The organism is Paenibacillus phytorum (assembly GCF_013141715.1).
GTDB classification, from domain to species: Bacteria; Bacillota; Bacilli; order Paenibacillales; family NBRC-103111; genus Paenibacillus_E; species Paenibacillus_E phytorum.
Genome location: NZ_WHOA01000085.1, coordinates 72,773 through 84,800, shown reverse-complemented (window position 1 = coordinate 84,800; position 12,028 = coordinate 72,773). Strand labels below are relative to the sequence as shown.

10 protein-coding genes are annotated in these 12,028 nt (G+C 45.5%); 9 read left to right on the top strand and 1 reads right to left on the bottom strand.

Annotation, left to right across the window (positions count from 1 at the left end; translation table 11 throughout):
* The first annotated feature begins 54 nt into the window (after positions 1-54).
* The 7 genes from GC098_RS11120 to GC098_RS11090 all read left to right on the top strand — a co-directional run bounded on the left by GC098_RS11120 (position 55) and on the right by GC098_RS11090 (position 7,791).
* Positions 55-1,638: an extracellular solute-binding protein gene (locus GC098_RS11120; RefSeq protein WP_171643230.1), complete on the top strand. Its 1,584-nt coding sequence runs from the start codon at positions 55-57 to the stop codon at positions 1,636-1,638.
* 66 nt (positions 1,639-1,704) lie between these two features.
* Complete coding sequence (locus tag GC098_RS11115) at positions 1,705-2,109, top strand: carbohydrate-binding protein (protein ID WP_171643229.1); 405 nt, start codon at positions 1,705-1,707, stop codon at positions 2,107-2,109.
* A gap of 287 nt (positions 2,110-2,396) precedes the next feature.
* The gene (gene gap / locus GC098_RS11110; RefSeq protein ID WP_171643228.1) at positions 2,397-3,452 is read left to right on the top strand and encodes a type I glyceraldehyde-3-phosphate dehydrogenase; all 1,056 of its coding nucleotides are present in this window, start codon (positions 2,397-2,399) and stop codon (positions 3,450-3,452) included.
* Positions 3,431-3,607 (top strand): GapA-binding peptide SR1P, encoded by a 177-nt coding sequence (locus tag GC098_RS11105; protein ID WP_171643227.1) that lies wholly within the window; start codon positions 3,431-3,433, stop codon positions 3,605-3,607. Before gap ends, GC098_RS11105 begins: the two co-directional genes overlap by 22 nt.
* Positions 3,607-6,288, top strand: coding sequence for a pyruvate, phosphate dikinase (ppdK, locus tag GC098_RS11100; RefSeq protein ID WP_171643226.1), 2,682 nt, complete (start codon positions 3,607-3,609; stop codon positions 6,286-6,288). Before GC098_RS11105 ends, ppdK begins: the two co-directional genes overlap by 1 nt.
* 80 nt (positions 6,289-6,368) lie before the next feature.
* Positions 6,369-6,977, top strand: coding sequence for a helix-turn-helix transcriptional regulator (locus GC098_RS11095; protein WP_171643225.1), 609 nt, complete (start codon positions 6,369-6,371; stop codon positions 6,975-6,977).
* 13 nt (positions 6,978-6,990) lie between these two features.
* Positions 6,991-7,791: a pyruvate, water dikinase regulatory protein gene (locus GC098_RS11090; RefSeq protein ID WP_171643224.1), complete on the top strand. Its 801-nt coding sequence runs from the start codon at positions 6,991-6,993 to the stop codon at positions 7,789-7,791.
* 83 nt (positions 7,792-7,874) lie between these two features.
* On the opposite strand, the gene GC098_RS11085 is transcribed toward GC098_RS11090, so the two are convergent.
* Positions 7,875-8,066, bottom strand: a complete 192-nt coding sequence (locus GC098_RS11085; RefSeq protein ID WP_171643223.1) for a hypothetical protein — start codon at positions 8,064-8,066, stop codon at positions 7,875-7,877.
* Positions 8,067-8,309: 243 nt separating this feature from the next.
* On the opposite strand from GC098_RS11085, the gene GC098_RS11080 reads away from it, so the two are divergent.
* Both GC098_RS11080 and cysI read left to right on the top strand, forming a co-directional pair.
* Complete coding sequence (locus tag GC098_RS11080; RefSeq protein WP_171643222.1) at positions 8,310-10,133, top strand: assimilatory sulfite reductase (NADPH) flavoprotein subunit; 1,824 nt, start codon at positions 8,310-8,312, stop codon at positions 10,131-10,133.
* A 38-nt stretch (positions 10,134-10,171) separates the two neighbouring features.
* Complete coding sequence (gene cysI / locus GC098_RS11075) at positions 10,172-11,893, top strand: assimilatory sulfite reductase (NADPH) hemoprotein subunit (RefSeq protein WP_171643221.1); 1,722 nt, start codon at positions 10,172-10,174, stop codon at positions 11,891-11,893.
* Positions 11,894-12,028 lie beyond the last annotated feature (135 nt).

Sequence of the window (12,028 nt, the reverse complement as noted above, 5' to 3'; positions counted from 1 at the left end):
TCTGCAATCTTTTGCAGTTGAAATATAAACTCGATGTATAAGGGAGTGTTCACAATGAAAAAGGTGGGAAGAAATTTCGCAAGTACGTTCGCTTGTCTCATGCTGATAGCCACTGTTTTAGCGGGCTGCGGCGCCAGTACGGACAACAATAAGGGTGAAGCGGCACCTACAAGCACCAGCTCGGCAGCAAGCTCGAGTCCAAAGGCTGCGACTGTATCTATTAAGATGTTTAATAGGGTGAATGCCGGAATTGTGTTAGAAAATAATCCTGTCATTGCCGAAGTTGAAAAGCTGGCCAACGTCAAATTATCCATCGAAGCTCCGCCGATCAATAACTATGTGGATAAGCTGCAGGTGTTAATGGCATCGGGCGATCTACCGGATCTTGTTTACAACTGGGGCGGCGCTGACGCCAATATGGAAACTTGGGCCAAAAACGGTCTTCTAGCGCCATTGGATGACAAAATTGCCAAATACCCCAATCTGATGAAAAACATCACGAAAGAAATGTGGGACGGCGTCAAATCAGTTAACGATGGCAAAACCTACATCATTCCCAGAGCGAATGTCGTTAATCATTGGGGATATATGATCAATCAGCAATGGCTCGATAAGTTGAATCTAAAGGCTCCTACAACCCTTGATGAATTTACGAATGTTTGTAAGGCGTTCACAAAGAACGATCCTGATGGCAACGGAAAACCGGATACGTTTTGCTTGAGCTTCTCCAATCCATCGCTAGGCAACAACTCGATATGGAACGCATCAAACTTTCTTGCTTCCGCATTCACTCTACCTATTGTTAATGGCGCAAAGGACACGGACGGAAGCTATAAAATACGTGAAAAGATGTCAGGCTATATCCCTTACTTGACTTACTTAAAGCAATTGAATGATGAGAAGTTGATCGATCCTGAATTTTTGATCAATAAAATTTATGTGGATCAAGAAAAGCTAAACCAAAACAAAATCGGTATCATCTACGCTCACCAATACGCGGTAATGGGGAACATTTCCAAGGAAAAAGAGTCGGATAAGAAGTACACCTATCAAGGCGTTTTAAAAGATAGCAAGGGTGTTGCTACGGATTGGGTGACTCCTGCAACGTGGGGCGGATGGATGATTTCCAAGTCGAGCAAAAATATAGATACTGTCTTGAAATTCCTGGATTGGGGCAATACGACGGAAGCAAATACCTTGTTCCAAATCGGATTGAAAGGGCTTACATTCGATAGCTATAAACCTTCCACGAAGATCATTAGCCGTACAGCGGACCAGACAGCCAAGCTTCCAAGCACGACAAGTACTTACATGACAATCGCTAACGCGATTGACGGCAATCCCGCGATCATTGAAAATGCCGACACGCCAGAGCGTCTTGGCAAATACAAAGCGCAGTTGGATACAGCAATGAAACAAATGACATCCGTTAATGTGCCGGCCGTAAGATCGCCGAAAATTTTAAACTTGAACAGCACTATTCCGGATGTGGTAAAGAAAAAAGATGACAGAGAGATGAAATACGTCATGGGTGCTATTTCGCTGCAAGAGTTTAAAGATTTCCTTGAAAAAGAATGGTATCCGGCAACCGCCGATGCCGAAAAGGAATATGTCGACTACATGAACAAGCTTAAATAAAAAGCGGAATCCCGCGCAGGGCGGAACTCATTAGTCATGCGCGGGTTAGTTTTAATGAGGGAAGGTATGCTGAGAACTTTTTTACCACATAAATCAGCCGGAGACACAAGTGTAAATTCAGCAGATGCAGCGGCTAGCGGCGGATCGCTCAGCTATGGCAATTTTAATGCCGTGGGCGATTGGATTCAATATACAGTAAATGTTCCGTCTGCTGGAACTTATATCGTAAGCTCAAGGGTCAAAAAGCATCCCGATAGAGGCACTGCTCAGTTGTATATCGACGGTATCGCTCAAGGGAACTCAGTAGATCAGCGTCAGAGCAGCACGAACTATACGACAGTAAGCTTTGGGGAAGTGACCTTTGCTTCACCTGGCAACAAACAATTTAGACTACAAATAACGGGCAAGGATCCGAGTAGTAACTCGTACACACTTGCTAATGACACCTTTAGTCTTACAAAGATTAATTGATGATGTTTTATCTACCGCGTTACGACTAACCGTCGTAACGCGGTTTCTTTATTGTATGGGAAGTTATGAAAGAAGCCGCCCGTTAAGCGCGGAAAAGTCGCTTACAGCTCGTCGCGCCGCGCGAGGTCCTATCGTGTCTTAAATATGACGCTATATATGACGTCATATATAAAATAAGTCCCTATAATAGTGACAAATGATGATATTTTTGTGAACTTTAAAATATATATTGTACATTATATAACCTTATGATACATTTATGACATACTAAATAATGAAATTGGGGGATGGAGATGCGAGTTGGCATTAGTGGTACAGGTAGAATCGGAAGGCTTTGTTTGAGAAAAGCATTGACCGAGAAGCAGCAGGATTTTGAAATCAACGTTATCAACTCAACAAGCCCCATTCATGTGTTAGCCCATTTATTGAAATATGATTCGGTTCATGGCACATGGGACGCGAAAATTGACGTGTTGAATGACAACTTAATGAAGATTAATGGAAAGCTGATTTCTGTCATTTGTGAAAGAGAGCCGGATTTATTGCCGTGGGAGGATTATGGTGTTGAATTGGTTGTGGATGCAACCGGAAAGTTCAATCATCGGCATGGTGCTGAACGACATTTATTTGCTGGAGCTAAGAAGGTTTTGATTACTGCACCAGGGACGAATATGGACCTCACAGTTGTCATGGGTGTGAATGAAGAGAAGTATGATCCCAAGCAGCATCGCTTAGTATCTGCAGCTTCCTGTACAACCAACTGTATCGCACCAGTTTTGCATATCCTAGATGAAGCTTTTTCTGTTAAACAGGGTTGGATGACAACGGTTCATGCTTTTACGAATGATCAAAATCATATGGATAACCCGCATAAAGATCTTCGACGTGCGAGGTCATGCACAAATTCTATTATTCCGACTTCAACTGGCGTGGGGAAAGCACTTATCGATGTGATTCCTCATCTCGCATCCCAAATTCAAGGCGTCTCCGTTCGCGTGCCAACACAAGATGTTTCTTTGTTAGATCTTCAAGTGGTGGTCGGTCGTAAAGTTAGCGTTGATGATGTGAAGTTCGCTATTAAAAAGGCGATTGCTGGGCAAATAGGAACCTTTGTTGACTACAATGAATTGCCGCTTGTTTCTGCGGATTATATAGGTAATGAGAAATCTGCCATTATTGACGGTCTTAGCATTATGACGCACGAAAACCAAATTAAGCTGCTGGCCTGGTATGACAACGAATGGGGTTACACAAACCGAGTCATTGATTTAGTAGCTCATATGTCACGTGCCGAAAGCACACAACTAAAGGGGGAAACGAAATGTCTAACACAAACCATGTAACATTGGCGGCCATTCATCGGTATGATCTTGGTGTTATCATTTGTAAATCATGTAATGAAGTGATTGCAACGTTACCTACGGACGGATATAAAAAATTCTACGGCTTGTGCAATTCAACCCAATGTATCGATAAAAATAAGGAGGCTAACAAATAATGACTCAGAAACAAGTGGTACCCTTTCAGGAGGGAAATGCTTCAATGAAATCTTTACTGGGAGGAAAGGGGGCTAATCTCGCTGAGATGACACGTGCCGGCCTTCCCGTACCACCGGGTTTCACCATTACGACAGAGGCCTGCTTAGCTTTCTTTAAGGTTGGTAATCGGATCTCAGAGGACCTGCTTGAACAAATTGCAGCAGCTCTCAAGCAGTTAGAGAAACAAAAGGGACAAACATTCGGGGATGCGAACAATCCACTTCTTGTTTCCGTTCGTTCCGGTTCTGTCTCTTCGATGCCGGGGATGATGGATACCATTTTGAATCTAGGTCTCAACGACGTAACCGTTCAAGGGTTGGCTGCTCTTACGAACAATGAAAAGTTCGCTTATGATTGCTACCGTCGCTTGATGCAGATGTTTGGTAACGTAGTGCTTGGCATTGAAGGGTATCATTTCGAGCAGCTGCTGCACCGTTTGAAAGAGAAAGAGGGCGCCCAGCAAGATCAGGATGTTACAGCTGAGGGTTGGAAGGGTCTTATCGAAGATTACAAAAAGTGTATTCTGGCTAAAACAGGCCTAGCTTTTCCACAGCATGTCTACGAGCAGTTGCGATTGGCAGTTGAGGCCGTATTCAAGTCATGGAACAATCAAAGAGCTCAGATTTACCGTAAAATAAATCGGATTCCAGATGAACAGGGAACAGCCGTTAACATTCAGAGCATGGTATTTGGCAATATGGGCAGCAGTTGCGGTACAGGCGTTGTCTTTACGAGAAACCCATCCACGGGTGAGAATACATTTTTCGGTGAATACCTGATTAATGCACAAGGGGAAGATGTGGTTGCCGGTATCAGAACACCGCTGGCGATTGCCGCGCTGAAAAGCGAAATGCCCCTGATTTATGAGCAGTTGTTTGCGGCATCCAAGCAGTTAGAGAAACATTACAAAGATATGCAGGATATCGAGTTTACGGTTGAAAATAATAAGCTTTACCTGCTGCAAACCCGAAACGGGAAACGAAATGCCCAAGCTGCGCTCAAGATTGCCGTCGATTTAGTGCATGAAGGTTTACTGACTAAGCAGGAAGCCGTTGAACGCATCGAAGTGTCTCATCTTGATCAGCTGCTTCACAGAGGTATCGATGAAGAGGCTGTAAAGGATGTGTTGGCTAAAGGACTTCCTGCTTCGCCGGGTGCCGCGGTTGGACAGCTTGTATTTGACGCAGACACGGCTGCAGAATGGAGCCGCGCCGGCAAGACGGTCATTCTAGCAAGAAACGAAACAACACCCGAAGACATTCATGGTGTGATCGCATCGGAAGGCGTGCTCACGAGCCGCGGTGGGATGACGAGTCATGCCGCTGTTGTGGCAAGGGGAATGGGTAAACCTTGCGTTTGCGGCTGCGAAGAAGTCCGAATTGTGCTTGATGAGAAACGGATGTTTGCGGGAAGCAGAGTCGTGGAAGAAGGCGATTGGATTACATTAGATGGCGCAAGTGGGCGCGTCATTATCGGTGCAATGCCTTTACATGAAGCGAGAATGACGGATGAACTTCTCGTTATGCTGGAGTGGGCGGATGATATTCGCACGCTGAAAGTATACGCGAATGCAGACAATCCGGAAGATGCGAAAATCGCCAGACAGCTGGGTGCTCAAGGGATCGGTTTATGCCGAACGGAGCATATGTTTTTCTCACCAACTCGTCTGCCTGTCGTTCAACGAATGATCCTGGCGGATAACAAAGAGGATCGCTTGCAGGCTCTTTCACAGCTGCTTCCCATGCAGCAGTCAGATTTTGAAGGCATGTTCGAGGAGATGGATGGCCTTCCGGTAACGATTCGGTTGCTGGATCCACCTTTGCATGAGTTTTTACCGAACCTCGAAGATCTGCAAAAAAGACATACGGAGCTGACTTATAATAAAGGTGCGTCAGACTTAGAAAGAGAAGAGATCGCTCACCTGCTTCGCAAAGTGCAAGCTCTCCATGAGGCTAACCCGATGCTCGGACAGCGGGGCTGCAGATTGGGAATTGTATATCCGGAGATTTATGATATGCAGATAGAGGCCATCTTCTGTGCAGCTTCAGGCTGTATCGACAGAGGCGTTCGAGTTCTTCCAGAAATCATGATTCCACTCGTGGGTCATGCCAATGAACTGAAAATTTTGAGAGAGCTTGTTGACTTCGTTGCGGAACAGGTGCTGGGGAAAGACAAACTTCGGGATTGTCCATATAAGGTCGGGACCATGATCGAGGTTCCACGAGCGGCTCTTACTGCGCGCCAAATTGTAGCCTATGCCGATTTCTTCTCTTTTGGCACCAATGATTTGACGCAAATGACGTATGGTTATAGCCGTGATGATGCGGAGGGTAAATTTCTAACCCACTATGTCGATCAGAAGCTTCTCCCGCATAATCCGTTTCAAGTGCTTGACACAGAAGGAGTCGGACAATTGATTGACTTAGCCGTGAATGCGGGTAGGCTCGTTAAGCCATCGCTCAAAACGGGCATATGCGGGGAACATGGCGGAGATAAAGAGTCGATTTTCTTTTGCCACTTGACGGGGTTGGATTATGTTAGCTGTTCCCCTTACCGAATTCCATTGGCTCGAATAGCTGCAGCACAAGCGTTCATCTTGCATGGTGTTATCGGTGAACAAAAGGTTGCTCAAGCCATTTGATACAGCGAGAAAATCGGTTAAAATGGGGATGAACATGAAAGTTCGGGGAGGGAAATACGATAGAACTTACATCCCGTCAAATGGAAATCATTGAACGTGTAAAAAAACATGCTCCGATTACCGGAGAACACCTAGCTGAAATGCTCGGAATCGCTCGTCCTACTATTCGTTCCGACCTTGCCCTGCTTGTTATGCTAGGTTATTTGGATGCGAAGCCAAAGGTTGGTTATTTTCTCGGCAAAACACTGGAACGTGAGGAATCATCGTACAAAAAGCTTGATGGCATTTATGTGAAAGATGTTATGGGTTTACCTGTCGTTCTTCAAGAAACAGCTACGGTGAATGATGCCGTTGTCTCTCTGTTCCTTGAGAATGTGGGTACTCTGATGATTGTGAGCAGTAATCGGGCATTAGTTGGCATTGTCTCTAGAAAAGATTTGCTAAAGGTAACGTTAGGCAATGCGGGTGCTCCTTCCATGCCGATTAGTCTTGTGATGACGAGACACCCGAACATTGTTACCGTAAGTCCAGAGGACCACGTCATTGATGCAGCGCGCAAAATGATTCATCATCAAGTTGACAGTTTGCCAGTCGTGAGTTTGGATGCCGAACAAGACAAAGATGGCGTTATCGGACGAATAACGAAAACAACTATGACCAAATTAATGTTGGAACTAGCTGCGAATTAGGAGGTATTCACGGGTGGAGGAGAAAGTCCATACGATATTCGTTTGTTCGGACTCGGTTGGGGAAACGGCAAACACGGTTGTTCAAGCGACAATTCGTCAGTTTAACGCCAGTCAAGTTCATGTAAGGCGTTTTGGAACTATGCGTACGGAGGAAGAAATCCGAAGTATGATGGAGGAAGCTTCCCGACTTGGCAGTTTTGTTGTTTACACGCTGGTTCTTCCAGAATTAAGAGAGATGATGCGTCAAGAAGCGATTCGATTAAACGTGACCAGCATCGACATCCTAGGTCCTGTTATGCAAGCTTTCATTGATACTTTTAATGATTCTCCCAAAAGGAAAGCAGGGCTGCTGCACCAAATGGACGAAGAATATTATAAGCGGGTCGAAGCGATCGAGTTTGCAGTCAAAAGCGATGACGGTAAAGACACAAGCGCTCTAAAACAAGCTCATATTGTTCTGTTGGGCGTTTCAAGGACGTCGAAAACACCGCTAAGTATTTATTTGGCGCATAAAGGATATAAAGTAGCCAACTATCCATTAGTTCCTGAAGTAAAGCCTCCGCAAGGGTTGTTTACGCTTAACAAAAGTAAATTGATCGGATTGACGATGAGCGCTGAACAGCTTGTTAAGATCCGTACAGAACGGCTGAAAGCAGTTGGGCTGCCATTTGGCGCTAAATATTCGGCGTTAGAAAGAGTGGCGGAAGAGCTGGAGTATGCATTCGGTTTGTATAAGCAGCTTGGATGTACTGTAATCGATGTCACTGAAAAAGCCATTGAGGAAACGGCTGGTATCATACTGGACGCGATGTAGCCGCGAATACTTGGTTTAATAATAAAATGCGAAACGAGCTTTAGAAGGAATTCTAGAGGTTCGTTTTTTTGCTATTTTTTCGCTTATTTTCGGTCGTTTGGCCGTCGTTTCAAGCCGCTTAAACTGATCGGTTTTTCAATTTCTGCATAGTTATCATCAATATCACTACGAATCGAATTCAGCAGATGAATAGCGTGGCTTCTTTCATCGTACTCAGGAATCAATTGAATCAATTCTTCCAATCGTTTTAATCTCGTTTCTGTAACAAATCTCATTAGCGAAGCTCCTCTGCTTAATTCCTGTATCCTATAATATTCGTCTATGACTGTTCATATCGGTCTATACTTTTGACATCCGGTAAAAGGTATTTATCCCTTTATCAATATTACTGATAGATCACATAAGATCATTCTAATTGACCAATTTCGACATACATGATAGTTTCAAGAGAGTGAAAATAATGCGAAAAATGTATAATAGGAATTAATATCATTGCAGGCTATGAGAGGTGGATATTCTTGGTACTTCAAGTAACAAACAGTCCTTTTAATCAGGAACAAGTAGAATTGCTTAATCGATTACTTCCTACACTAACGGAAACACAACGAATCTGGCTGAACGGGTATCTTGCAGCACTTCAAGGATCGGCTGTAGTGACGGCTTCTGGTGCAGCTCCCTTAGCAACATTGGCGGCAAATGCGCCGGTAATTTCTAAAGAGGTGACCGTACTCTTCGGATCACAGACAGGGAAATCTCAAGGGTTAGCGAAGAAAATGTCCAAAAAGCTAGAAGAGCTAGGCTTTCAAGTAGCGCTCTCCTCGATGGCAGACTTTAAACCGAATAACTTAAAAAAGATTCAAAACTTGCTTGTTCTAGTGAGTACTCACGGAGAAGGAGATCCACCGGATAACGCGATTTCCTTCCATGAATTCCTTCATAGCAAGAGAGCTCCTAAATTGGAGGATCTACGGTTTTCCGTGCTTTCACTTGGAGATACATCTTACGAGCTTTTCTGCCAAACAGGTAAGGATTTCGACAAACGTCTGGAGGAGCTTGGCGGCAAACGTCTTGCGCCGCGTGTCGATTGCGACGTGGATTTCGATGAGCCAGCAGCAGAGTGGATGAATTCCGTATTAGGCTCTTTAAGTGAAGCTTCAGCGGGCTCAATTGCTGTAAGCAGCGTCGGAGCAGCAGTTGAAAGTGGAACAGAATCGGAATATTCGAGAACAAATCCATTCCAAGCCGAGGTTCTTGAGAATTTGAATCTGAATGGCCGTGGATCAGACCGCGAAACCCGTCACATTGAGATCTCACTAGAGGGATCCAATCTTCAGTATGAACCGGGTGATTGCTTAGGCATCTATCCGGAGAACCACCCACGCCTTGTGGACGAATTGATCGAAGCCATGGGTTGGAAAGCCGAAGAACTCGTTACTATTAATAAGAACGGCGAGAAGCGTTCATTGCGCGAGGCGTTGCTTCATAATTATGAAATTACTGTATTGACGAAGCCGTTGCTGGAGCAAGTGGCAAAGCTTACCTCAAACAATGGGCTGCAAGAGTTGTTGGTTGCAGGACGTGAGCAAGATCTCAAATCGTACACCAGTGGGCGCGATCTATTAGATTTGGTGCAGGAGTACTCCCTTAAGGGAGTACCAGCGGGCGAATTCGTAGCGATCCTGCGGAAGATGCCTGCTCGACTGTACTCGATTGCAAGCAGTTCCAAAGCTTTCCCGGAAGAGGTTCACGTTACCGTCCGTACGGTACGATACGAGACTCAAGGCAGAGAACGTTACGGCGTATGCTCCGTGCAGCTCGCTGAGCGAATTAAGTCTGGCGAAACGCTGCCGGTTTACATTCAAAATAACCCGAATTTCAAGCTTCCCGAGAACTCGGAAACGCCTATCATTATGATCGGACCTGGCACGGGCGTCGCTCCGTTCAGAGCCTTTCTAGGAGAAAGAGAAGAGACTGGGGCTGAAGGCAAATCATGGCTCTTCTACGGTGATCAGCACTTCTCCACAGATTTCCTTTATCAGATTGAATGGCAGAAGTGGCTTAAGGATGGCGTGTTGACGCGCATGGATGTTGCATTCTCCCGCGATACCGACCAGAAAGTATATGTGCAGCATCGGATGCTTGAGAAGAGCGCCGAGCTCTATAAATGGCTTCAAGAAGGGGCAATCGTGTACGTATGTGGTGACGAAAAGAAAATGGCACACGACGTCCATGCGACCCTAGCAGCAATTATTGAACAAGAGGGCGGTTTCAGCTCGGAAGAAGCAGCGGAGTATTTGACCCGTATGCAACAGCAAAAACGTTATCAGAGGGATGTCTACTAAGTTCAAATCCCAAAGATCGCGAGAGGAGAAAGGCCAATATGTCAGAAAACAATTTACTTTCAAAGAACAGTGCGCCGCACAGCGAAGTAGAACACATTAAAATAAGAACCAATTACTTGCGGGGGAGTCTCGAAGAGACTCTGAAAGACGCAATTACGGGGTCCATCCCCGAGGATGATAACCGTTTGATGAAGTTTCACGGAAGCTATATGCAGGATGACAGGGATCTGCGTAACGAACGGCAGAAGCAGAAGCTAGAGCCGGCTTATCAGTTCATGCTGCGTGTGCGTGCCGCTGGCGGAGTCGTTACGCCAGAGCAATGGTTGATGATGGACGAGGTTGCACAGAAGTATGCTAACGGTACGATCCGTCTGACAACTCGTCAATCTTTCCAGCTTCACGGCGTGCTGAAGTGGAATTTGAAGAAGACAATCCGTGAAGTGAATGATTCGTTGTTAAGCACACTAGCCGCGTGCGGTGACGTTAACCGAAACGTCATGTGTAATCCGAATCCTTACCAGTCGGATGTTCATGCTGAAGTATACGAATGGGCCTGCCGCGTTAGCAACCATCTTGATCCACAGACCAAAGCCTATCACGAGATCTGGCTTGACGGCGAAAAGGTAGTAGACAGCCAAGATGGCGTAGAGCAAGAGCCGATCTATGGAAAGGTGTATTTGCCACGTAAGTTCAAAATCGGTATTGCCGTACCGCCTTCCAATGATGTGGATGTCTTCTCGCAGGATTTGGGTTTCATTGCTATTGTTGAAGATGGACGTCTGAAAGGCTTCAATGTATCCGTCGGTGGCGGTATGGGGATGAGCCATGGTGATCCGTTGACTTACCCGCAAGTAGCCCAAGTGATTGGATTCATCACGCCGGATCAAATGGTAGATTTGGCAGAGAAGACGGTTACGATTCAACGGGATTATGGCGATCGTTCTGTGCGGAAGCATGCACGTTTTAAATATACGATTGATGACCGCGGCGTTGATTGGTTCGTTGGTGAACTAACCTCTCGTTTAGGTTGGAAGCTCGAAGCGGCGCGTCCATACCATTTTGATCATAACGGTGATCGCTATGGCTGGGTGAAGGGAAATAACGGGAAATGGCATTTTAACCTGTTTATTGAAAACGGTCGTGTTAAAGATGAGGATAACTACCTGCTGATGACCGGACTTCGTGAAATTGCCAAAGTGCATACCGGGGACTTCAGACTTACGGCGAACCAGAATCTGGTGATCGGTAATGTGAGCACTCAGAAGAAGAAAAAGATCGAAGAGTTGATCAAAGAATACGGTCTTGCGGATGGGCTTCAGTACTCCGCATTGCGCAGAAGCTCTATGGCTTGCGTGTCTCTGCCGACTTGCGGTATGGCGATGGCTGAAGCCGAGCGCTACCTTCCCGGCTTAATCGATAAAATCGAGCCGATGTTGGAAGAAGCCGGTTTAGGTGATAAAGAGATCGTCATTCGCATGACCGGTTGTCCAAATGGATGCGCCCGCCCAATGCTGGCGGAAATCGCGTTCATTGGTAAGGCACCAGGCAAATACAACATGTATTTGGGCGGTGGACATTCCGGAAACCGACTGAACAAGTTGTATAAGGAAAACATTGGCGAAGCGGAGATTCTGGATTCGCTGCGACCGATTGTTAATCAATATGCGAAGGAACGGCAAGATAATGAGCATTTCGGTGATTTTGTCATTCGCGCCGGCTATGTGAAAGAAGTCCGTTCCGGGCAAGACTTTCATTCGTAAAATTTGGTTAACTAATCTCAATTATTGGAAATAGAAAGAAGTGCGTTCACTTAGGCGCACTTCTTTTTTTTGCCTCTGTTTTGATTTTATGGTTGATTTTACGCCAAATAATGTAGATTAGCGGAACGTCGATTC

Bases quoted from the DNA above. Each gene is read 5' to 3' on its own strand.
- GC098_RS11120 (WP_171643230.1), top strand. From the start codon at position 55: ATGAAAAAGGTGGGAAGAAATTTCGCAAGTACGTTCGCTTGTCTCATG.
- GC098_RS11115 (WP_171643229.1), top strand. From the start codon at position 1,705: ATGCTGAGAACTTTTTTACCACATAAATCAGCCGGAGACACAAGTGTA.
- gap (WP_171643228.1), top strand. From the start codon at position 2,397: ATGGAGATGCGAGTTGGCATTAGTGGTACAGGTAGAATCGGAAGGCTT.
- GC098_RS11105 (WP_171643227.1), top strand. From the start codon at position 3,431: ATGTCTAACACAAACCATGTAACATTGGCGGCCATTCATCGGTATGAT.
- ppdK (WP_171643226.1), top strand. From the start codon at position 3,607: ATGACTCAGAAACAAGTGGTACCCTTTCAGGAGGGAAATGCTTCAATG.
- GC098_RS11095 (WP_171643225.1), top strand. From the start codon at position 6,369: ATGGAAATCATTGAACGTGTAAAAAAACATGCTCCGATTACCGGAGAA.
- GC098_RS11085 (WP_171643223.1), bottom strand. From the start codon at position 8,066: ATGAGATTTGTTACAGAAACGAGATTAAAACGATTGGAAGAATTGATT.
- cysI (WP_171643221.1), top strand. From the start codon at position 10,172: ATGTCAGAAAACAATTTACTTTCAAAGAACAGTGCGCCGCACAGCGAA.